The 20,657-nt window shown below is 69.0% G+C and carries 18 protein-coding genes and 3 pseudogenes; 13 read left to right on the top strand and 8 right to left on the bottom strand.

Annotation, left to right across the window (positions count from 1 at the left end; all coding sequences use genetic code 11):
- A pseudogene (locus ACFY9S_RS39035) lies at nt 1-155 on the top strand (PLP-dependent aminotransferase family protein); the annotation flags it as partial.
- A 186-nt stretch (nt 156-341) separates the two neighbouring features.
- Here the strand turns inward: ACFY9S_RS39035 and ACFY9S_RS39030 are convergent.
- Nucleotides 342-764, bottom strand: coding sequence for an arsenate reductase ArsC (locus tag ACFY9S_RS39030; protein ID WP_391138637.1), 423 nt, complete (start codon nt 762-764; stop codon nt 342-344).
- A gap of 95 nt (nt 765-859) precedes the next feature.
- Between ACFY9S_RS39030 and ACFY9S_RS39025 the strand changes: the two genes are divergently transcribed.
- Both ACFY9S_RS39025 and arsB read left to right on the top strand, forming a co-directional pair.
- Nucleotides 860-1,168, top strand: coding sequence for a metalloregulator ArsR/SmtB family transcription factor (locus ACFY9S_RS39025; protein WP_391138635.1), 309 nt, complete (start codon nt 860-862; stop codon nt 1,166-1,168).
- On the top strand, nt 1,165-2,283 hold the full coding sequence (gene arsB / locus ACFY9S_RS39020) for an ACR3 family arsenite efflux transporter (RefSeq protein WP_391138633.1): 1,119 nt from the start codon (nt 1,165-1,167) through the stop codon (nt 2,281-2,283). Before ACFY9S_RS39025 ends, arsB begins: the two co-directional genes overlap by 4 nt.
- A 262-nt stretch (nt 2,284-2,545) precedes the next feature.
- Here the strand turns inward: arsB and ACFY9S_RS39015 are convergent, their stop codons facing one another.
- Nucleotides 2,546-2,920: a metalloregulator ArsR/SmtB family transcription factor gene (locus ACFY9S_RS39015; protein ID WP_391138631.1), complete on the bottom strand. Its 375-nt coding sequence runs from the start codon at nt 2,918-2,920 to the stop codon at nt 2,546-2,548.
- A gap of 348 nt (nt 2,921-3,268) precedes the next feature.
- Between ACFY9S_RS39015 and ACFY9S_RS39010 the strand changes: the two genes are divergently transcribed.
- Nucleotides 3,269-4,669 carry an NAD(P)-binding domain-containing protein gene (locus ACFY9S_RS39010; RefSeq protein WP_391138629.1) on the top strand — a complete coding sequence of 467 codons (1,401 nt, stop codon included), beginning with the start codon at nt 3,269-3,271 and terminating at the stop codon, nt 4,667-4,669.
- A 55-nt stretch (nt 4,670-4,724) separates the two neighbouring features.
- On the opposite strand, the gene ACFY9S_RS39005 is transcribed toward ACFY9S_RS39010, so the two are convergent.
- The gene (locus tag ACFY9S_RS39005; RefSeq protein ID WP_391138628.1) at nt 4,725-4,970 is read right to left on the bottom strand and encodes a hypothetical protein; all 246 of its coding nucleotides are present in this window, start codon (nt 4,968-4,970) and stop codon (nt 4,725-4,727) included.
- Nucleotides 4,967-5,368, bottom strand: coding sequence for an FAD-dependent oxidoreductase (locus tag ACFY9S_RS39000; RefSeq protein WP_391138626.1), 402 nt, complete (start codon nt 5,366-5,368; stop codon nt 4,967-4,969). Before ACFY9S_RS39000 ends, ACFY9S_RS39005 begins: the two co-directional genes overlap by 4 nt.
- Here ACFY9S_RS39000 and ACFY9S_RS38995 point away from each other — a divergent pair.
- Nucleotides 5,351-6,382 carry an ABC transporter permease subunit gene (locus ACFY9S_RS38995; RefSeq protein ID WP_391138624.1) on the top strand — a complete coding sequence of 344 codons (1,032 nt, stop codon included), beginning with the start codon at nt 5,351-5,353 and terminating at the stop codon, nt 6,380-6,382. The genes ACFY9S_RS39000 and ACFY9S_RS38995 overlap by 18 nt on opposite strands.
- Here ACFY9S_RS38995 and ACFY9S_RS38990 read toward each other — a convergent pair.
- Nucleotides 6,330-7,403, bottom strand: coding sequence for a fatty acid desaturase (locus tag ACFY9S_RS38990; protein ID WP_391138622.1), 1,074 nt, complete (start codon nt 7,401-7,403; stop codon nt 6,330-6,332). The genes ACFY9S_RS38995 and ACFY9S_RS38990 overlap by 53 nt on opposite strands.
- Nucleotides 7,404-7,571: 168 nt before the next feature.
- Here ACFY9S_RS38990 and ACFY9S_RS38985 point away from each other — a divergent pair, with 168 nt between their 5' ends.
- Entirely contained in the window at nt 7,572-8,057 is a 486-nt protein-coding gene (locus ACFY9S_RS38985; RefSeq protein ID WP_391138620.1) for a hypothetical protein, read from the top strand.
- Between the two features lie 147 nt (nt 8,058-8,204).
- Here ACFY9S_RS38985 and ACFY9S_RS38980 read toward each other — a convergent pair.
- Nucleotides 8,205-8,906: pseudogene (locus ACFY9S_RS38980) on the bottom strand (DUF3459 domain-containing protein); the annotation flags it as partial.
- A 605-nt stretch (nt 8,907-9,511) separates the two neighbouring features.
- Between ACFY9S_RS38980 and ACFY9S_RS38975 the strand changes: the two are divergent.
- From ACFY9S_RS38975 to ACFY9S_RS38960, 4 genes are all read left to right on the top strand, one after another.
- Nucleotides 9,512-10,609 (top strand): substrate-binding domain-containing protein, encoded by a 1,098-nt coding sequence (locus ACFY9S_RS38975; RefSeq protein ID WP_391138618.1) that lies wholly within the window; start codon nt 9,512-9,514, stop codon nt 10,607-10,609.
- 97 nt (nt 10,610-10,706) lie between these two features.
- The gene (locus tag ACFY9S_RS38970; protein ID WP_391138616.1) at nt 10,707-11,402 is read left to right on the top strand and encodes a type II CAAX prenyl endopeptidase Rce1 family protein; all 696 of its coding nucleotides are present in this window, start codon (nt 10,707-10,709) and stop codon (nt 11,400-11,402) included.
- 551 nt (nt 11,403-11,953) lie between these two features.
- Entirely contained in the window at nt 11,954-12,934 is a 981-nt protein-coding gene (locus tag ACFY9S_RS38965) for an alpha/beta fold hydrolase (RefSeq protein WP_391138614.1), read from the top strand.
- A gap of 734 nt (nt 12,935-13,668) precedes the next feature.
- Nucleotides 13,669-14,418 (top strand): hypothetical protein, encoded by a 750-nt coding sequence (locus ACFY9S_RS38960; protein WP_391138612.1) that lies wholly within the window; start codon nt 13,669-13,671, stop codon nt 14,416-14,418.
- 84 nt (nt 14,419-14,502) lie between these two features.
- On the opposite strand, the pseudogene ACFY9S_RS38955 reads toward ACFY9S_RS38960, so the two are convergent.
- Together ACFY9S_RS38955 and ACFY9S_RS38950 are read right to left on the bottom strand one after the other, a co-directional pair.
- Nucleotides 14,503-14,602, bottom strand: a pseudogene (locus tag ACFY9S_RS38955) (IS481 family transposase); the annotation flags it as partial.
- Between the two features lie 116 nt (nt 14,603-14,718).
- Nucleotides 14,719-15,885, bottom strand: coding sequence for an ROK family protein (locus tag ACFY9S_RS38950; RefSeq protein WP_391138610.1), 1,167 nt, complete (start codon nt 15,883-15,885; stop codon nt 14,719-14,721).
- A 350-nt stretch (nt 15,886-16,235) separates the two neighbouring features.
- Here ACFY9S_RS38950 and ACFY9S_RS38945 point away from each other — a divergent pair, with 350 nt between their 5' ends.
- The 3 genes from ACFY9S_RS38945 (at nt 16,236) to ACFY9S_RS38935 (ending at nt 20,643) form a co-directional block, all read left to right on the top strand.
- Nucleotides 16,236-17,585: an aminotransferase class III-fold pyridoxal phosphate-dependent enzyme gene (locus ACFY9S_RS38945; protein ID WP_391138609.1), complete on the top strand. Its 1,350-nt coding sequence runs from the start codon at nt 16,236-16,238 to the stop codon at nt 17,583-17,585.
- A 23-nt stretch (nt 17,586-17,608) separates the two neighbouring features.
- Complete coding sequence (locus ACFY9S_RS38940) at nt 17,609-18,688, top strand: phosphotransferase (RefSeq protein WP_391138608.1); 1,080 nt, start codon at nt 17,609-17,611, stop codon at nt 18,686-18,688.
- Nucleotides 18,689-19,563: 875 nt separating this feature from the next.
- On the top strand, nt 19,564-20,643 hold the full coding sequence (locus tag ACFY9S_RS38935; protein WP_391138607.1) for a protein phosphatase 2C domain-containing protein: 1,080 nt from the start codon (nt 19,564-19,566) through the stop codon (nt 20,641-20,643).
- Nucleotides 20,644-20,657: the final 14 nt, after the last annotated feature.

The raw sequence follows: 20,657 nt of genomic DNA, 5'->3' as shown, positions 1-20,657 counted from the left end.
ATCCGCTCGCCGTGCACGCCCCGGCCCTCACCCACGTCGTCGACGGGCTCTCCAAGCGGGTCGCGCCGGGACTCACCGCCGGGTTCCTCGTCGTGGGGCCGCCCCCGGGCCGGGGGGGGGGGGGGGCCGGGCGGGGGGGGGGGGGGGGGGGGGGGGGGGGGGGGGGGGGCGGCGTGGGGGGGGGGGGGGGGGGGGGGGGGGGGGGGGGCGGGGGGCGCCCCCCCCCCCCCCCCCCCCCCGCCCGGGTCACGCGACAACGCCAGCGCTCATACGGCGACGGAGCGCGGCAGGCACCGAGCCGACTGATGGACCTGTTGCCGAATGTGTCGCATGTTCACAGCTCACCCCGTCGCCTCGGGTTTCGCCGTGACGATCTCGGTGATCAGGCCCTCGACCAAGGCCTTGATCTCGTCCCGGACGGGGCGGACGGCCTCGACGCCCTGCCCGGCCGGGTCGTCGAGCTTCCAGTCGAGGTACCGCTTGCCGGGGAAGACGGGGCAGGTGTCGCCGCAGCCCATGGTGATGCAGACGTCCGACTCGCGGACCGCGTCAATGGTGAGGATCTTCGGCGTCTCGGCGGAGATGTCGATGCCGACCTCGGCCATGGCCTCGACGGCGGCCGGGTTGACCTGATCGCCGGGGTCGGAGCCGGCGGAGCGGACCTCGACGCGATCTCCGGCCAAGTGGGTCAGCCACGCGGCGGCCATCTGGGAGCGGCCGGCGTTGTGGACGCAGACGAACAGGACGGACGGCTTGTCAGCCATGGTGATCGTTCTCTCTCGTCGCATGGCGGAACCCAGCCGCCCATGACTTCGGCCCCCGCTGGTATCAGCGAGTGATGATGTGACAGTATCAGCGCATGCTGACTTCAGTCGACGCTGATGTGATCCGGGTGCTGGGCGATCCGCTCCGCCTGAAGATCGTGACCCTGCTGGCGCGCGAGACGCTCTGCACGACGCACCTGGTCGAGGAGACAGGAGCCAAGCAGACCAACCTGTCCAACCACATGAAGGTGCTGCGCGAGGCCGGGATCGTGGAGACCGAGCCGTGCGGCCGCTTCACCTACTACAACCTCAAGCCTGAGGTCCTGGCCGGCCTGTCCGAACAGTTCGCCGAGCTCGCCGCCTCCGCCCGTACCGCTTCCGAGAACAAGAGGGCCTGCCCGTGACCTCCACCGAGCCCACCACCGCCTCCACCGAAGGCGCCGGCCCGGCCGGGGACGACTCGATCGTCAAGAAGCTCTCCACCCTCGACCGCTACCTCGCGGTCTGGATCCTGCTCGCCATGGCCATCGGTCTCGGCCTGGGCCGCCTGATCCCGGGGATGAACGACGCGCTCGCGAAGATCGAGGTCGGCGGGATCTCCCTGCCGATCGCCCTCGGCCTGCTCGTCATGATGTACCCGGTCCTGGCCAAGGTCCGCTACGACAAGCTCGACCGCGTCACCAGCGACCGCAAGCTGCTGATCTCCTCGCTGGTCATCAACTGGATCGTCGGCCCGGCGGTCATGTTCGCCCTCGCGTGGATCTTCCTGCCGGACCTCCCCGAATACCGCACCGGCCTGATCATCGTCGGCCTGGCCCGCTGCATCGCCATGGTCATCATCTGGAACGACCTCGCCTGCGGCGACCGTGAGGCCGCAGCCGTCCTGGTCGCGCTGAACTCGGTGTTCCAGGTCCTCGCGTTCGGCCTGCTGGGCTGGTTCTACCTCGACCTGCTGCCGCGCTGGATGAACCTCGGCGACGGCCAGGGCCTGGACGTGTCCGTCTGGCACATCGCGCTGAACGTCGTCATCTTCCTCGGCATCCCGCTGCTGGCCGGCTTCCTCACCCGCCGCATCGGCGAGCAGAAGATGGGCCGTGCCGACTACGAGGCGAAGGTGCTGCCGAAGATCGGCCCGTGGGCGCTGTACGGGCTGCTGTTCACGATCGTCATCCTCTTCGCCCTCCAGGGGAAGACGATCACCTCGCAGCCGCTGGACGTCGCCCGGATCGCGCTGCCGCTGCTGGTCTACTTCGCGCTCATGTTCTTCGGCGCGTTCCTCCTCGGCAAGGGCCTGGGTCTGGCCTACGACCGCACCACGACGCTGGCGTTCACTGCTGCGGGCAACAACTTCGAGCTGGCCATCGCGGTCGCCATCGCCACCTTCGGTGTCACCTCCGGCCAGGCGCTGTCCGGCGTCGTCGGCCCGCTCATCGAAGTGCCGGTGCTGATCGGACTGGTCTACGTCGCGCTCGCCTGGCGCCGGAAGTTCGCCGTCGGCACGGTGACGACGGCCCCGTGACACAGCACGTGGACGTGTTCGCGCGCCCCGATCTGAGTCCGTGAAGCCCGTCGCCCGGGCACCGGATCAGTCGAAGAGCGGGCGGCGGCGCTCGACCTGGGCGGCGTAGCGACAGCGGCCGTTGGGCACCGGATCAGTCGAAGCGCGGGCTACGGCGCTCGACCGGGGCGGCGTCGAGCCGGCGGCCGTGCTGCTTGGCGATGCGCTCGCGCGTGTCCAGCGGCTGGACGCCCGACTGGAGTCGACTCCGCCCGTCCGATCGTCATGCCGCGGCGGGCATGGCCAGCAGCTTGCCCATCGCGGCGAGCACCGACGGCTCGACCTTGTAGTAGACCCAGGTGCCGCGCCGCTCGGAGGTGAGCAGCCCGGCTTCCTTGAGCTTCTTCAGGTGGTGGGAGACGGTGGGCTGGGAGACGCCGACGTCGGAGATGTCGCAGACGCACGCCTCCCCGCCTTCGTGCGAGGCCACGGCCGAGAACAGACGCAGCCGCACGGGGTCGCCGAGCGCCTTGAACATCCGAGCTGCCGTCTCGGCCTCCTCGGCACTCATGGGGCGCTCTGTGAGCGGCGGACAGCACGGCACCACACCCTGACCGTCGGTGGTATCGAGCAGCGGCAGTATCTTCGCATTCGACATGCGTCTATGTTGACATACGTCGAACCAGTGTGGAGAGGTCCCAAGGTGTTCGACCCCGGCAGTGAGCCGCACCGGCGGGTGAGAGCAGCGTGAGGCTGTCGTAGTGGCGCGGGCGCGACCTGAGCGCGCGGCCGGACGCCTCCACCGCCACCGGGAGCAGCCCCCGGCGGAGCAAGGCATGGGCGACGGCGAGCCCGGAATGACCTCCACTGAGGCCGATGGCCTCGACATGCTCCACAAGGCGTTCGCTTCTTGAATCGATATCTGTCTATGTTGACGCTCATCGATGCAGGTGCCATGCTGGGCCTCGGAGTCATCGACAGATGTCGAACCACGCAAGGAGTCGCCGTGAACGCGCCCGCCACCACCGAGTTGCCCGTCGTCGTGATCGGGGCCGGACCCGCCGGTCTGGCCGCCGCCACCCACCTTCTCGACCAGGGCATCGAACCCTTGGTCCTGGAAGCCGGACAGAAGGCCGGCGCCGCGGTGCGCGAGTGGGCGCACGTGCGCCTGTTCTCCACCTGGGGCGAGGTCGTCGACCCGGTCGCCGAAAAGCTGCTGGCCCCCACCGGCTGGACGCGCCCGGACCCGGCGACCTACCCCTCCGGCGGCGACTGGGCGGAGCTCTACCTGCAGCCGCTCGCCGACCTCCTCGGCGACCACGTCCGCACCGGAGCGCGCGTCACCGGCATCTCTCGAGCCGGCCGGGACCGCATCGTGGACGCCGACCGCGACCAGCAGCCGTTCGCCGTGCACATCGCCCACACCGACGGCCGCGAGGAGCGCGTCTTCGCCCGCGCCGTCATCGACGCCTCCGGCACCTGGACGACGCCGTCCCCGGCCGGCGGCAGCGGCCTTCCCGCCCTCGGCGAGAAGCCCGCCGCGGACCGGATCACCTACCGGGTCCCGAACCTCAAGGACACCGCCGTACGCGCCCGGTACGCCGGCAAGCGCACCGCCGTCATCGGCTCCGGCGCCTCCGCCTTCACCGCCCTCGCCTACCTGGCCGAGCTCGCGAAGTCGGACGACGGCGCGGGGGCGAAGGGGGTGTGGATCCTGCGCCGGGGCATCTCCGGCTCCACCTTCGGCGGCGGCGAAGCCGACCAGCTCCCGGCGCGCGGTGCCCTGGGCCTGGCGGCGAAGGCCGCCGTCGACGAGGGCCACGCGGACGCGGTCACCGGCTTCCGCACCGAGGCGATCGAGCGAGCGGACGACGGCCGCCTGGTCCTGGTCGGTGATGACGGACGCCGCCTGGACCCGGTCGACGAGGTGATCGTTCTGACCGGCCTCCGCCCCGATCTGTCCTTCTTGGAGGAGCTGCGCCTGGGCCTGGACGAGCGCCTTCAAGCGCCGGTCGAGCTGGCGCCGCTGATCGACCCGAACCAGCACTCGTGCGGCACTGTCTACCCGCACGGCCACCGCGAGCTCTCCCACCCCGAACCCGGCGTCTACCTCGTCGGCATGAAGTCCTACGGCCGCGCCCCGACCTTCCTGGCGATGACCGGCTACGAGCAGGTCCGCTCCGTCACCGCGGCGATCGCCGGCGACCTCGAGTCCGCCGACCGTGTCGAACTCACCCTCCCGGAGACCGGCGTGTGCGGCGGCGCAGGACTGTTCGACGACCCCGTCGCCGGACAGGCCGACGCCGGCGGCTGCTGTGCTCCCGCTCCGGCGCTCGTGCAGATCGCCGTCGGCACGCCCGCCGCCACCGTGACCGAGGGGGCGCCGGCGGGCGGCTCCTGTCTGTGAGGGTCCCTTGCAGTACCCCTCGCAGCATGGACTCCAGGCCAGGACCGTCTCGCGCCTACTTGATGAGGTCCTTGAACTTGTAGTAGCCGCCAGCGAAGGGCAGGAACCAGGGCAGGCCGAAGTGGCCAGGGATCCGCCGGAAGGGCAGTTCGCGCCAAGGGTTGGCGGTCGGGGTGCCGTTCATGCAGTCGGCCATCTGCTTGCCCATGTGGGTGGCCATCTGGACGCCGTGGCCGGAGTAGCCGAGCGAGTAGAAGAGCCCGTCCTGCTCGCCGGCGTGCACCATGCGGTCCATGCTCATGTCGACCAGGCCGCCCCAGCAGTAGTCGACGCGCGCGTTCTGAGCTGAGGGAAGACCTGGGTCATCGCCTTGTGCAGGATGCGCCCGCTCTTCGCGTCCGACTGCTGGTTGGACATGGCGAACCGGGCTCGGCCACCGAACAGCAGCCGCTGGTCCGGAGTGATGCGGAGGTAGTTCAACAGGTTCAACGAGTTCGACGCCATCCGCCGGTTCGGCAGCGGTGTGTCGCAGACGTCCTTGCCCAGCGGCTCGGTCACGATGATGAAGCTGCCGACCGGAGCGATCCTGACCTGGTGCCAGCGGAACGGCCTGCTGGTGTAGCCGCTGGTCGCGACCAGCACCTGGTCGGCCCGGACGGTCCCGCGCGGCGTGACCAGTTCGTGCCGCGTGCCGTCCATTCGACTGACCTGCTCGACCTGCGCAAGACCGTCGCCGGGCGGATCGCCCTGACCGCGGTCGCCACCGTGATCCTGCTGTTCCTGGCGCTGCCGATCGTCGTCATCCTCGTCACCTCCTTCAGCAGCAACGCCTTCGCCGCCTTCCCGCCCGAGGTCTGGACGCTGAACTGGTACAAGGCGCTGTTCGCCGACGGCAGCAAATGGCCGGCCGCGCTCTCCCTGAGCGCCCTCATCGCCGCCCTGAGTACCGTCTTCTCCTTGATCATCGGGGTGACCGCGGCGACCGCGCTGACCCGCGGCGAACTGCCGTTGCGCTCGGCGGTCTACGCCCTGGTCCTCGGACCGCTGCTCATCCCGCAGATCGTCACCGCACTCGGCCTGTTCCTGCTCTTCGAACCCGCCGCGATGCTGGGCAGCCCGCTCGCCATCGCCCTCGGGCACACCGTGCTGGCCCCACCGATCGCGGTGCTGATCCTGATCGCGACCCTGCGCGGCATCGACGAACGTCTGGAGGACGCCGCGGCCAGCATAGGTGCGGGCCGCATGACGATCGCCCGACGGATCACCTTCCCCCTCGCCGCCCTCGGCATGATCGCCGCCGCGATCTTCTCCTTCATCACCAGCTTCGACGAGTTCTACATCTCCCAGTTCCTGTCCTCCGTGGGCACCATCACCCTGCCGGTGCAGGTCTACAACTCCCTCACCTTCGACATCGATCCCAGCGTGACCGCGGTCAGTGCGATCCTCATCGCCGTCGCGGTCCTCGCCCTCGCCCTGGTGGCCCTGGTGCGCTGGCTCGGTTCCGGACGGCAGAACTCCCTGCTGTCGGTCGAGAACACGGCAGGCATCACCAACCCGGCAGAGGAGACCTATGACCACCAGCGCTCGCGCTCACGGGGACACTCGCCTCCTGCGACCACCGAAAGAGCCCGGCATCCTTTGGGCGATCGCAGCCGGACCGTCAACTGGGTCGGCGCTCCGCCGGGGCGCGCAGCGGTTCGCCGACGCTCCTGAGATGGCGCAGGGCCTCCCGGTGCGAGGCGATCAGGCCGGTCCCGTGGTACGGGATGTCCAGCTCTGCGCAGTACCGCTCGGTGATGACCTGCGCCCTGGCGAGTGCAGGTGTCGGCATGCTGGGGAAGAGGTGGTGCTCGATCTGGTAGTTGAGCCCGCCCATGAACGCATCGACCAGCGCGCCGCCCCGCACGTTGCGCGAGGTGAGGACCTGGCGGCGCAGGAAGTCCAGCCGTGTCCCCTCCTCGATCACCGGCATGCCCTTGTGGTTGGGTGCGAACACCGAACCGAGGTAGACCCCGAACAGGCCTTGGTGGACGGCGAGGAAGAGCAACGCCTTGGCGGGGGAGAGGACGGCGAACAGGCCGCCGAAATACACCACGAAATGTGCCAGGAGCAGCGTGCCCTCAAGAGCAGGCCTTTTCACCGACGGTGACTTGAGGGCCCGGAAGCTGCTGAAGCTCAGGTTCAAACCTTCCAAGGTCAGCAGAGGAAAGAAGAGTGCGGCCTGGTGCTTTCCGATGAAACGCGGCAGGCCCCTGGCATTGCGTGCCTGCCGACGCGACCAGACGAGAATGTCCGGCGAGATGTCCGGGTCCTTCCCCTCGTGATTGGGATTCGCGTGATGCCGGGTGTGCTTGTTCATCCACCACCCGTAGCTCATGCCCAGCAACAGGTCGGCGACCAGTAGTCCGCCCACCTCGCTGGGTCGCCGGCGGGAGAAGACCTGCCGGTGGGCGAGGTCGTGGGCGGCCAGTCCGAGCTGGCCGAAGACAAGGGCCAGGGCGACGGCGACCCATAGCTGGCCCCAGCTGTCACCCAGTGCGAGAAACGCGCCGACGCACCCCGCGAGAGCGAGGGCGACCAGTCCGAAACGTACCGTGTAATACAGCGGACGGCGTCGGAGAAGCCCGGCCTCGGCTATGCGCCTCGACAATTCTGAGAAGTCGCTTCCCCTGTGCTGCTTCTGTCGTTCTCCTTGCCTCGACGGGTCTACCGATAGCACCGTTGAATTGGTCATGGGCCCAGTATCCGAGCAGGCCCACGGTGGAGGAATGGCGTCCACCCCCTGAATGAGGTGGAGTTGGCACCACCATGGCAACGGGGGAGGACCGCAGCCAAGTCCGCCGGCCGGCGTCGGTAGGGCGGACGGGAGCCGGATCAGGGTGTGGAGAGGGGCGTCACATGGGTGCGAGGCGAGCGTTGCCGGAGTGGCCATCGGGGTGGTGCCACAGTCGCGGCTCGGCCGGCGAAGTGCAGCGGCGCCCCGCCCTACCGCAAGGGCTCCGGCCGCGCCCTGTTCCTCGGCGACTCCGAGTACACCGGCCGGCTCCCCGGCTTCTGGCGCACCGGCGACCCGGCCAAGGCCGGCCTCGTGGTCTGCGCTGACGAGGCGGAGAACGGAGCGGCCGTGCAGACGTGCTCCTACGAGGACAAGAAGTCCCGGTACCTACTCCACCAGGTGACCTTCCACAAGGTGAGGATCCCCCTCAGGATCTACGAACTGCGCACCGGCAAGCGCCTCGACCCGCGTTCGGTCGAGGCCGGGGGCAGCAATTGCCCGAGCATGCTGCGCTACGAGTACCACATGTACGACCTGGGGCCTGGTGACCAGTTCGTCTCCACGTCCAAGTCCGGCGTGCGGAACGCCTTTCGCCCGGTCTTCGGACGCTGATCACCCATGACCCATGACCCACGACCCATGCCCCACGGCCAGGCCACCGACAGTTGTACCGGCAGACCAGCCTCGCAGTCCGGCCCGGGCCGGACATGATCCAGCCCGGGCTGGTGCCCCCGTCCTCCGTCGCGCTGCCGCCGATCGTCACACCGCCAGCCAGACCGCCTGGTCCGGTGTCAGTACGCCGCCCCTGACGGGACCACTGGTGAGCAAGGCGGCACGGTGGTCGGGCAGCGGATACGGCTCGGCCGAGAGGTTGGCCACGTACATGAAGCCGGGTTCGCGGCGGAAGGCGAGAACCAGGTCGGGGGTGTCCAGCCAGGCCATGGTGCCGTCGCCGAGGGCCGGGTGCTCCCGGCGCAGGCGCAGGGCCGTGCGGTACAGCTCCAGCATCGAGGCGTCATCGCCGGTCTGGGCAGCCACACTGCGCTCAGCCCACTCGGCAGGCTGGGGCAGCCAGGGCTCGGCCGTCGCGTCGTCCGGGCTGAAGCCGTACGGCGCGCTGCGGCCGGTCCAGGGGATCGGGACCCGGCAGCCGTCGCGTCCGCGCTGGGTGTGGCCGGAGCGCTCCCAGATGGGGTCCTGCAGGACGGACTCGGGCAGGTCTTCGACCTCGGGCAGGCCGAGTTCCTCGCCCTGGTAGACGTAGGCGCCGCCGGGAAGGGCCAGCATGAGGAGGGCCGCGGCGCGGGCGCGGAGGGTGCCCAGGCCGAGGTCCAGGGGGCCTTCGGCCCGGTAGGGCTCGTTGGCCACCCAGCGTTTGGCGGGGCTCCTGCGGCCGTAGCGGCTGGGGTGGCGTACGACGTCGTGGTTGGACGGGACCCAGGTGGCCGGCGCGCCCACCGAGCACCGTGTAGGCGTCGGACTTCGTCTCCGCGTTCTGGATCATCTGCTGGCGCTGCGCGTCGGCGTCCGTCGGCAGCTGGATGAAGGTGACCTTCTCTTTCGGGTGCAGCTTGTTCCAGCGGTCGAGCATGGGCTGGACCGCGCCGGTGGTGTCCTTGCCGGCCACGTACGTGATGGGGCCGCGGCCTTCGAAGCTCTCCGCTCCGGCGGCCTGCCCGGTGGTGCCGTCGCCGGACGAGCCGCAGGCGGAGAGGAGAAGGAGTCCGACGGCCGACACGGACGCATGTCGGAACGCTCTCATGGGTGTGGTCTTCACGGTGTCTCCTGGTGGTACGAGGTCCATGGGTCGTACGTGACTGCTGGTCCCGTCTCGAGACTGCGCTGTCACCCTGTCCGTCGACGAAATCCGCAGCTAGTGGCACTAGCGGACGACCCTGGGGAGGGCTTCAGGGCTCTGGTTCGACATCGCTTGCAAGCTAGGGGCGGCTTTCATGGGAAGTCAGTGCGCTACTCGGTGGTAATGGCTGTCGCGGCGTGGTGTGCACAGATGAAAGCGCTGTCACATCGGGCTCCGCAGTGCGGGCCGTCTGTGCTACCGTCCGCTCATGCCACCAGCTCAGCGGCACCCCACGATGGCTGACGTAGCCGAACGGGCCGGGGTATCCACATCCACCGTTTCGCGCACTCTGCGCGGTCTGCCCACCGTCTCCGCGGAGGTCCGTGCCCGCGTCGAGCAGGCCGCGCGCGAGCTGAACTTCGCCGTGTCGCGACAGGCCGCAAGCCTTGTCACGGGCAGGACCGGGACCGTCGCAGTACTGGTCCCCACCGTCCAGTCGTGGTTCATGGGCGCCGCCCTGTCGAGCCTGGCCCCGTTGCTGCGGGCGGCCGATCTGGAGATGAACGTCTATGTGACCCCCGACCTGGCTGCGCGCACCTCGTTCTTCGAACGCCTCCCGGCCCGCCGCAACGCTGACGCGCTCCTGGTGTTCTGCTTCGACCTCACTGACGAGGAGGCCGCGAGCCTGGACAACCTCGGCATGCCGGTCATCTACGTCAGCCAGCACGTGGCAGGACGGCCGAGCGTCTACGTCGACGACGTGACGGCCGCTCTGCACGGCACCCGGCACCTGCTCAACCTCGGCCACCGCCGCATCGCCTTCGTCCAGACGGTGGGCGCCACCGGCTTCTCCTTCAGCTCCAACGAGAGGCTGCTCGGCTACCAGCAAGCACTCGACGAAGCAGGCATCCCACCCGACGACGACCTGGTGGTATCCACCCTGCCGGGCGACAAGCGCGCCACCGCCCAGGCAGTCGGGCGGCTGTTGAGCCTGCGCGAACCGCCAACCGCCGTCTTCGCCGAGCAGGACGAGGTCGCCGTGGCCGTCATCTGGACCCTGCGCAGGGCACAGATCCCGGTGCCCGAACGCGTTTCCGTCCTCGGCTTCGACGACCAGCCCATCGCCGACTGGTTCGACCTGACCACGGTGGCCCAGTCACCTTCGGACATCGGCCGCGAAGCCGGCGAACTGGCCCTGGCACTCATCGACGACGCCGAAGCCGACCGCGTCCGGCACGTCGTCATGCCTACCCACCTGACCCCACGGCGGACGACGGCGCCGCCGGGCACGCCGCAGGCCGAGGAGGTCCAGCGCGTCCGAAACGCTCAGCCGGGGGAGGGGGACGGGATGGCGAAGCCGTCCTGATCCTCGCGCGCGCCTGCACCGTCACGTCTCCTCAGCCGTAGGGCGCTCGTAGCGTCGTCCCGGCTCGTGGGGTGGATTGCGCGATGCTGGTGGCACCATGCGAATGTCCTGTGTCATCGCCGTCCTGGTGGGCGCGAACCTGCTCAACAACTGGCTCGCGCCCGGCGCCTACGTACTCACCTGTGTGGTCACGGCTGCCGCGCTGCTGTTGATCGCCCGGTGGGACGGTCTCACCCGCGCCGATCTCGGGCTCGACACAGTCACCTTGCGCAGAGGGCTGCGGTGGGCATCGGTCCTGGTCGGCACGGTTCTTGCCGTCCTGTTGGCCGGGCTTGCTCTGCCTGTCACCAGGGAAGTGTTCGAGGACCAGCGCGCCGCGGGCCTGACTCTCGGACAACTGCTGTGGCGGGTGCTGGTCCGGGTGCCGGTCGGCACCGTGCTGCTGGAGGAGGTCGCCTTCCGCGGTGTCCTGTGGGCCATGGTGCGGCGCCGGCGTGGTACCGGATGGGCCACGGCTGTGTCGTCGGTGCTGTTCGGGCTCTGGCATGTGCTTCCCTCGCGTGGGCTGAGCCGGGCCAACCCGGCCGCCGCGGTCCTGGCCACGGGGCCGGCAGGCAACGCGCTGCCGGTCGCGGCCGCCGTCGTCGCCACGACCGCAGCCGGGATCGTCCTGTGCGAGCTGCGGCGCCGGTCCGGAAGCCTGTTGGCGCCCGCGGCGCTGCACTGGGCCGTCAACGGCTTCGGCTATGCGCTGGCCTGGGCAGTCCTAGATCAGGGGGCGAGGACCGACTGAGGGTCGCACCTGGCGCGTGAAGAACTCATTGCAACCTGAGACGGCCGGGCCGATCCAGCCCTGCTCACAGTTCGTGGCGAAACTCGCCAACTGCGGTGCTCACTCACAGCCCTCAGCGAACCCGGCAGAACACAGCAACCTGCGCGACGCGCCGCCAGGCGGCCGAGCGAATCGTCGGCGATGAGGTCGCTGGTGCCGAGGCGGTCGCGTCCCGCCACGTGCGCGGTGTCGGCGTCAGCGGCCCCACCGGCCGGCGGCTGACAACCCTTCAGCCGGATCGGGGTCACCACATGCCCGTCCCCAACGGCGGCCCGTTCCGCGTACCGTGGCGATGAGACCCCGCCTACACCCACGACGTGCCGGCTGAGGCCGCAGTCGGCCGCTCACCCCCGCAGAGGCCGTCTGCGGCGCAGCGAGCTGCCGGGGCTTGCTGAACCGGCAAACGAAATCGTCGTCACGGCGGGGTCTTTCGGATGATCGGTGTTGAACCGACGAACGGGCGGTGACTGGCCGTTCGGTCGCGCAGCAGACCCGAGGTCCTGGAGGAACGTATGTCTCAGTCCGTCGCGGGGATCACGCATCGGCTGGTTTCCTCGCCGGCAGGCCGGATTCACCTCGCGGAGCAGGGGACCGGGCCGCTGGTGCTGCTCATCCACGGCTTTCCGGAATCCTGGTACTCCTGGCGCCACCAGCTTCCGGTACTCGCGGCGGCGGGATACAGGGCGGTGGCCATCGATGTCCGCGGCTACGGCCGCTCCTCCAAGCCGTCCGCGACGGATGCGTACCGGATGATCGACCTGATCGAGGACAACGTCGCGGTGGTGCACGCCTTGGGCGAGGAGACGGCGGTGGTCATCGGCCACGACTGGGGTGCGACCATCGCCGCAAACACTGCCCTGCTCAAGCCGGAGGTATTCCGCGCGGTGGGACTGCTGAGCGTTCCCTACACACCCCGCGGCGGGCCCCGTCCCAGCGACCTCTTCGCTCGGATGGGCGGGGACGAGGAGTTCTACGTCTCGTACTTCCAGGAGCCGGGCCGCGCCGAGGCCGAGATCGAACCCGATGTGCGCGGCTGGCTCGCGGGCTTCTACGCGGCCCTGTCCGCCGACACCATGCCCGCACCCGGCGCTCCCGATCCGCACTTCGTCAGCAAGGACGGGAGGCTGCGGGACCGGTTCCCCAGCGGCCGGTTGCCCGCCTGGCTCAGTGAAGGAGACCTCGACGCCTACGCCGGGGAGTTCGAACGCACCGGCGTGACCGGAGCGCTCAACCGCTACCGGAACATGGACCGCGACTGGGAGGACCTCGCCGCCTTCGACAGCGCCCCCATCACCCAGCCGTCCCTGTTCATGGGCGGCAGCCTGGACGCTTCGACAACATGGCTGGCCGATGCGATCAAGGCCTACCCTGTCACGCTGCCCGCCTTGGTCTCCTCCCACCTTCTCGACGGCTGCGGCCACTGGATCCAGCAAGAACGCCCCGGCGAGGTCAATCGGCTCCTGACCAGCTGGCTCGCCGCCCTGCCCGCCTGAACGCGGCGGTCAGCCAAAGCCGTCGAGACGAACTCGTCGCTCCGCCCAGCCTCTCAGCGGCAGCGGCGATCCGTCGTCGCCGCATCCTGCGTCCATCCGTTCTCGGTGTGCAGCCAGCCTCATCGGCGAAGACAGAGGACCGTAGAACGGATGAGACACAGTTTCAGCGTCTCCGTACGAAGCTGTAGCGCAGACTCCACCGGCTCCAGGCAGCCGGCTGCCGTCCGGAACCGGTTACCAAGGTGACCACGCCACCGGAGTCTGATACATCTGTGGCCGTTGTCATGAGTCCGCCGACCGGCGGCATCGGGACCCGCGGGAGCGGGCAGGGGGCGGGATCAAATGACGTATCGGCATGTGCTTGGACCGGCGTTATTCGGGGCGCTGTTGCTGGCTGGACTGCTCTGGTGGGCGGGCTCCAGTGCCCACGCACTCAGTCTGCCCGGTGCCACGCGATTCTTCGGCCCCGACCAGGCAAATCGCCTGTTGGCGTGGACGCTGCCGTGGTCGACCGACCTCCCGTCCTCGACGCAGTTCACCCGTCCCGCCGGCGCGGTCGGTCATGGCGCGGATTATGCGACTCTGAGAGAGACCGCCATGCGGGTGCGCTACGCCGCGCTCGTCCTGCTCTTTCATGCGGCGCGCTGCCGCTGTTGCGTCGGCTCTCCGGCCGAGGCGTCAGGCGCGCTGTCGTCTCCGTCGCGGCGCTATGGGGCTGGGGCATCGCCGCGGCCATGCTCGCTGTCACTGTCTCCGCGCCATGGATGGTGGCTTCCGGCGGCTCGGCGACATTCCGGCTGCTACCCGGCCTCGCGAGCGCCATGTCTCAGGGCCGCGAACTCCCGGTGGGTGCCGCCTTGGTGGCCGCAGCGGCGACCACCGGCCTCATGACCCTTCTGCGCCGCGAGGGGACCTCAGAGCCACGCCCGGCCGTGCCGACCACGGCCACCGCACGACTCGCCGCAACCCTGGGCACTGTCGTGGTCGCCTTCGCCGTCATCGTGCTCTCCAACGACCGGGTCGCCGGGCGTATCCAGACCGGGTTGGGGAGCGGAGGAGGGCTGTCCGAGCCCGGTGATCTGCTGCGGCAGTGGGTTCAGCTCAGCGCCTGGACCATGCCCACCAGCCCTGCCTTCGGGCGCTGGCTGCTGTACCGGCTCGGCGACGTGGCGCTGCTCGCCCTCGTCTGGTGGGGACTGCGGCTACTGGCCGTCCTGCCAGACCGCGTGACCTACCCCGCCTACGCGCTCGGCTCCGTCGCCGCCACCACCCTCGGCGTCGTGGTGAGTGGAATCTGGAGCTCGCTACTCTCCTACCAGGGCAGCACCGGCGGGCCACTGCTGTACTACGTCTCTGTGGGCTCAGGTGTGTCTGCGGCGCTCGTCTTCGGCGTCCTCGCCGGCAGTGTGAGCGCGCTGACCGTGCGACTGCGCGCCCGCCCGCACCCGTCCTCCCCAGCCGCGGCGCAGGCCCAACCGGCCTGACCGTTCCCGGCGTTCTGCTTTCGGCAGCAGCGGCTCAGGGAGGCGGCGGGAGCGAGTTGTGTCGAGTCACGCCGAGACAGGCCGGGCTTGCTGCCAGGCGAGGCTTGTGGGCAGGCCAGGCGTTGTCGGTGAGGACCAGCTCGATGCGGTCGACCCCCGCTGTGTGGGAGAAGGCCGGGGCGCGGCCCGGGGCCTTGAGCTCCATCTGATGGCGGGCACCGGTCATCGCCTGTGACCCGAAGCGTCTCGCCTGTTGGCGGTCGGCTCAGAAGGCCGGTGCGGCCTGCTCCGTGAGTCGGCTCAGAAGGCCGGTGCGGCCCGCTCCGTGAGCCGGCTCTGCTGCCGTGCTCCGAGCACGGCGTCCCGCAGCCGTTCCTGAGCGATCGTCAGGCACGCATACACCGCTCCTTGTGCCGTCGACAGACCGATCAGATGGGGACCGGTCCTGATCTCCGGCACCGCCGGAAGGCTCTGATCGAGCCGCTCGCGCACCTGGGGAAGGACGACGTCGACGAGCGGGCGCAGCCGGCCCACGAAGTAGACCGACTCCGGGTCCAGCGTCACCGCGACGACGCTCACAGCGGTCACGACGGCCGTGGTGAACGCCTGCAGCACCTCGGCATGCGGCGTCTCGGTGTGCGGCTGCAGCCAGAGATCCTCGATGCGTTCCAGGTCGAGTCCCTGCGCGCGAGCGAACCGGAGGAGACCTCTCGTGCTCAGCAACTCGTCGAGGTTCTCGTCACCGACTCCGGAGGAGAGCACACCGATGTCACCGAAGGTGGGTGTACTTCCCCGGGCGAGCTCATGATCCGTGCAGCTGGCGAAGTTGAGTATGGTGCTGAGGCTGAAGAGCGCGGCGTTCCTGATGGTCGTGTCGCCGGTGAGTATCCCGAGCAGGGACGCGTTGGCATCGCTGTCGAGGAGCACGGGGGCCCCGATCAGGTTTTCGACGGCTTGCTGGAGGCCTGAGCCTGCGAGGGTTTTCATCGACTCCGCGGGGCCGAAGATCTCCGTGCCGCCCCGGACTCGGCCGGGCACTGCGGCGACGATCTGACGCAGAGGGCCCTGTGCCGATCCGGCGGCCTGCGCGATCAGGTCGACCAGCCATCGGGCGGCGTCCCCGACCTCCTCGTGAGCGGCGGTGGGAACCGTCACGCGCTGGATCTCACGTCCCCTCAGGTCGGTCACCAGCACACCGGTGGTCTGGGCGCCGAAGCTGACACCGGCGACGTGCCCGGTGGTGCCGGGCAGGTCCAGGTAGGTGGAGCGGCGGCCGCGGCCGGTGATGTCGTCGACCCCGCCGTCGACGACGAAGCCGTCGGCACGGAGCTCCTCCACCGCTCTGGACACCGTGGCCTTGCTCAGGCCGGTCAGCTCGATGAGCTTGTTCCGTGTCAAGGGCGCGTGGGAGAGGACCACGTCGAGTACTGATGCCTTGTTGTAGTCGCGTGAGGTCGGGTTGGTCACCTGACGACCATATCGATCCATGTACGCCGATCGGGCAGGGACCGGCCTGGACGGTAGGACCCAGGGTTTCGCGTCTGCCGCCTTGTCGGACGGTTCTCGACTCATCTGTCATGCACTCCGCAGATTTCCTGGAGCAGTCCGTCTGTGGTCAGCCGTTCCAGAACGCCCGGACCGTCCTCGGGGTCGCCAGTTCGAGGAGGCAGGGGTCGGATTCGGCGCGTCGGGCCGCCATGGCGGCATGATCACCACGGAAACTATTCCAGTTTCAGGTTGGAACTGGAAAGAATAGTGGTATGTTTCCGGCCAACGCAGCGAGCAACCCCGGAACAGGACTGAAGGTGTACCTGCCGATGACTTCAACGCTGAGTCGGGCCATCGCCCACTACCCCAACCGGTTCGACCCCGGGGCAGTGAGCGAGCTCCCCGAACACCTCCAAGAGACCATCCAGCGCCGGAACAAGGTCCTGGGCCCTGGCTACACGCTGATCTACAGGGAGCCGGTCGAGTTCGTCTCCGGTCACGGCGCCCACCTGATCGACCGTGACGGCAACGACTACCTCGACGCCTACAACAACGTCCCCTGTGTCGGGCACGCCCACCCGCACGTTGCCGAGGCGGTCGCCCGCCAGATGGCGGTGGTCAACACCAACACGCGCTACGTCCAGGAAGCCCTGGTCGATTACGCGGAGCGGCTCCTTTCGACCTTCCCCGAGGAGCTCTCCAAGCTGAGCATCGCGTGCAGCGGGTCGGAGGCGAACGACTTGGCGGTGCGCGTGGCCCGGTTCCACACCGGCGGCGAGGGCATCATCGTCACCCGCTGGGCCTACCACGGCATCACCCGGGAGGTCGCGAGCTTCTCCCCGACCCTCGGCGCGGGCTCCCCGCTGGGCCCGAACGTCCGGCTCATCGACGCTCCCGACCCGCGCCTGGTCGCGCCGGGATCTACGCTCGCCGAGCACATGAGGCAGCAGGTGCGCGGCGCGATCGACGACCTCGAGCGGCACGGCTACCGCCTCGCGGCCCTGATCACCGACTGCGCCCACAGCAGCGACGGCATCTTCACCGACCCCCCTGGCTACATGCGGGCCGTGGTGGAGGAGGTGCACGCGGCCGGCGGTGTCTACATCGCCGACGAGGTCCAGTCGGGATTCGCCAGGCTCGGGGAGTCGATGTGGGGCTTCAGCCGCCACGGTGTGCTGCCCGACATCGTCACCATGGGCAAGCCGATGGGCAACGGCCTGCCGATCTCCGGTGTGGTCTTCCGCCCCGAGGTCTGCGAGGAGTTCGGACGCAACGTCCGCTACTTCAACACCTTCGGCGGCAGCTCGATCCCCGTGGCCGCCGGCGCGGCGGTGCTGGACGTCTTCGAGAAGGAGAATGTGCAGCAGCGCGTCCTGGAGAGCGGCAACGCTCTGCGCGCGGGACTGCGGGAGATCACCAAGGATTCCCCCTACGTCGCCGAAGTCCGCGGCGCCGGTCTCTACGTCGGCGTGGAGATCGTGAAGGACCGGGAAACTCTTGAGCCGGACCGCGCACTTGCCGAAGACGTCATCAACGACATGCGCGACCGGCACATCCTGATCAGCGGAACGGGCAAGTCGGCGAACACCCTGAAGATCCGCCCCCCGCTGGCCTTCGACTCCGCCGATGTGACCCGATTCCTGGAGACCTTCGCCGAGGTCGCGAAAAACCGTTTGTGACCGGCTGGCCGAAGGGACTGACCGTGAACACTTCACCCGCTCCGACCTATGCTCAGCGGCTCCTCGAGGAGAGTGGCCTGACGTCCTCCCACGAGCCCATCGACGTGATGCTGGTGAGCATCTTCCTCGAGGAGCACTTCTGCCTCAGCGGGCGCTTGGGGCGACTGGCGACCGAGAAGGACGACACGTTCAGACTCAGCACCGACTCGAGCAACTACCTCGTGAAGGTCTCACCACCTGACGAGGCGGAGGCGGTCGTCGCCCTCCAGACCGCCGCGATGCGCTACCTCGAAGCCACCGCTGCGCACTTGCCCGTCCAGCGGGTGAAACTGACCGCCGGCGGAGACGACCATGTCACGATCAGGCTGAACGACGGCAGGCCTCGGGTCCTGCGGGTGTTCGACTTCGTCGAAGGCCAGGTCCTGGCCGATACGAACCCGGACGCGGAGCGGCTCGCCAGGGCGGGTGAGATGCTGGGGCTGATCGACGTGGCGCTCAGGCCGTTCACGCACCCGGCGGACCGGCGAGGTCTGGCATGGGACATCCGGCATTTCCACCAGCTGACCGAACTGGTCGAGCACACGCCGAGCGCCGAGCACCGCCAGTTGGCACAGTCGGTGTTCCGGCTCTTCGGCGAAAACGTCGCCCCGAGGCTGAGTGATCTCGAAGCCCAAGTGATCCACGGTGACTTCAGCCCTTACAACATCGTGGTGGATCCAAAGAGCGACCACTTCGTCACCGGCGTCATCGACTTCGGCGACACCGTGCGCAGTGCGGTGATCTTCGATCCCGCCGTTTCCATGGCGAACCTGCTCGGCAGGACGCCGGACCATCCCTGGCGGGACGCCTGCGCCTTCGCCGCAGGCTACCAACGAAAGCGCCCGATCCGGGCCTCGGAACTCCCACTGCTCCCGGTTGCCGCGCTGGCACGACTCACACTGCGTGCACTGATCACGAACTGGCGCGCGGAGCGCGCACCCGAACGGCGTGAGTACCTCCTCGGTCACGCCAAGAACGACTGGACCAACATCGGGCGTTCCTTGACCGTGAACCTCGACGACGTCGTCGCGCACCTCAGGGGAACCCGTCACGGGCATTCCTGAACAGCCACTCCCGAACATGCGCCGTCGGCACAAACCCAGGGCGTACTGCGGCGCCCACCCCGGGCAGCGGGGCGGGTGCCGCAGTACGCGGGTCAGCAGTGCTTGCTGCGTGACCGGCCCACCACAGGAGCACAGACGTACGAGCCGTGGTCGTATATGGCCACCGAGGCCGTGGCGGACCGAGTGATGCAACTCCCCTGAGCGGCCGCCCCAAGATCGCTCTGTCGCACCGCTCGGCGCCGGAAACCTCACCAGGGCGTCGAGCGGCTGCGGCGCGCCCGCCCCGTCGCGGCAAGGCCGGGACCGCAGTGGCCAACCATCTCTGAGCAGGACGGGTGTCGGCTTCGTCCACGTGAAGTGGCTCCGGCTCACCTTCCGTCGAGGGCTGGTGACCGTAATGTCGATCTCCTATGCGGCCAGCGCGCCGAGAGCCACTACCTCAAAACGGCTTCGGATCCGAATGCGAAGGAGTGGACAGCCGCACTGCAGCAGAAGTCACGGGAGCTCGTCCGACACATGGCGCCCTGAGCCTCATCTCAGCACCTACGGCACCTGGGGAACGTGGCCCTACGTTCAGCAGGACACGACTGCGGAGGAGATCGCAGCCGCCTCGGCCGAACATCTGACGCTTGAGCATCCTGATTCGGTTGACGACCTCGGCCAACACGGCCTCGACCTTCAACGGCGCCATCATCCGGACCGGCACCGAGTCCCACCGCCTCGCCCACACCAAGGCCCAAGCCGAAACGAGCCCAGGTCATCTGAGTGGGAGCATCGGACGGGGCCACACAGAAGGCCTTGGTTGACCTTCACCCTGGGGGAGCCCACAGCATCAGTGGGGCCGGGCGACGCGCTCGGCATGAGGAGGAACGAGCATGGGGTTGCTGACCATCGGGGCGTTCGCGAAGGCGTCTCGGCTGTCGCCGAAGGCACTGCGTCTGTACGACGAGCTCGGCCTGCTGACCCCCGCGCGCGTTGACCCGGTGACCGGCTACCGCCTCTACGCACCGGAACAGCTGGCGCAGGCCAGGCTCGTCGCCTGGCTCCGCCGCCTTGGAATGCCTCTGGCCCGTATTCAACACGTCCGCACGTTGAATGCAGTCGCGGCAGCCCAGGAGGTCCGCGCGTTCTGGGCCCAGGTCGAGGCCGACACCGCCGCACGGCGGGACCTGGCCGCCTTCCTCATCGACCACCTGTCCCGGAAGGACCCCGCCATGTCCCCGACCGCCAAACCCCTGGGAATCCGTTACGCCGCTCTTTCCGACAGGGGCCTGGTTCGCGAGAGCAACCAGGACGCCGCCTACGCCGGACCCCGGCTGCTCGCCGTCGCCGACGGCTGTGGCAGCCAAGGAGCACCTGCCAGCGCCGCCGCTATCGACGCGCTCAAGCACCTCGAAACCGACAGCATCCCGGCCGGCAGTCTCCTCAACGTCCTCGACGACGTCATCGAACAGGCCAAGCATGCCGTCCACAACATCGCCGGGAGCGACTCTTCACCCGAAGACACCGGCACGACACTCACCGCAATGCTTTGGACGGGGTCGCAGCTGGCCCTCGTCCACATCGGCGACACCCGCGTCTACCTTCTGCGTGACGGAGAACTGTTCCAGATCACCCACGACCACACCATGGTTCAGTCGATGGTCGACGAAGGACGCCTCAGTCCGGAAGAAGCCGCCTCCCACCCTCAGCGGTCGCTGCTGGTCCGAGCCCTGGGCCAAGGAACCGACACCACTCCGGACATGCGCCTTCACGACGCCCGGCGGGAAGACCGCTACCTGCTCTGCTCCGACGGCCTGTCGACCGTCGTGCCGACCCAGGACATCCGCCGGGTGCTCTCCGAGATCAGCGAACCCGAGCAGGCCGTCCGCGAACTCATCGCCCTCGCCAATGGCTCCGGCGGCCCAGACAACGTCAGCTGCGTGGTCGCCGATGTCATGGAGCTCCAGCAGTAGGAGCGAGCGGTATG

The organism is Streptomyces sp. NPDC012474, from assembly GCF_042955185.1.
GTDB classification, from domain to species: Bacteria; Actinomycetota; Actinomycetes; order Streptomycetales; family Streptomycetaceae; genus Streptomyces; species Streptomyces cahuitamycinicus.
This window is presented reverse-complemented; position numbering and strand designations above follow the sequence as displayed.

Excerpts from the sequence above, each read along its gene's own strand:
- ACFY9S_RS38965 (WP_391138614.1), top strand. The coding sequence starts at position 11,954 with ATGTCTCAGTCCGTCGCGGGGATCACGCATCGGCTGGTTTCCTCGCCG.
- ACFY9S_RS39005 (WP_391138628.1), bottom strand. The coding sequence starts at position 4,970 with ATGAGCATGGACCGCATGGTGCACGCCGGCGAGCAGGACGGGCTCTTC.
- ACFY9S_RS38960 (WP_391138612.1), top strand. The coding sequence starts at position 13,669 with ATGCTCGCTGTCACTGTCTCCGCGCCATGGATGGTGGCTTCCGGCGGC.
- ACFY9S_RS38945 (WP_391138609.1), top strand. The coding sequence starts at position 16,236 with ATGACTTCAACGCTGAGTCGGGCCATCGCCCACTACCCCAACCGGTTC.
- ACFY9S_RS39030 (WP_391138637.1), bottom strand. The coding sequence starts at position 764 with ATGGCTGACAAGCCGTCCGTCCTGTTCGTCTGCGTCCACAACGCCGGC.
- ACFY9S_RS39000 (WP_391138626.1), bottom strand. The coding sequence starts at position 5,368 with ATGGACGGCACGCGGCACGAACTGGTCACGCCGCGCGGGACCGTCCGG.
- ACFY9S_RS39025 (WP_391138635.1), top strand. The coding sequence starts at position 860 with ATGCTGACTTCAGTCGACGCTGATGTGATCCGGGTGCTGGGCGATCCG.
- ACFY9S_RS38935 (WP_391138607.1), top strand. The coding sequence starts at position 19,564 with ATGGGGTTGCTGACCATCGGGGCGTTCGCGAAGGCGTCTCGGCTGTCG.
- ACFY9S_RS38975 (WP_391138618.1), top strand. The coding sequence starts at position 9,512 with ATGCCACCAGCTCAGCGGCACCCCACGATGGCTGACGTAGCCGAACGG.
- ACFY9S_RS39015 (WP_391138631.1), bottom strand. The coding sequence starts at position 2,920 with ATGTCGAATGCGAAGATACTGCCGCTGCTCGATACCACCGACGGTCAG.
- ACFY9S_RS38990 (WP_391138622.1), bottom strand. The coding sequence starts at position 7,403 with ATGACCAATTCAACGGTGCTATCGGTAGACCCGTCGAGGCAAGGAGAA.
- ACFY9S_RS38970 (WP_391138616.1), top strand. The coding sequence starts at position 10,707 with ATGCGAATGTCCTGTGTCATCGCCGTCCTGGTGGGCGCGAACCTGCTC.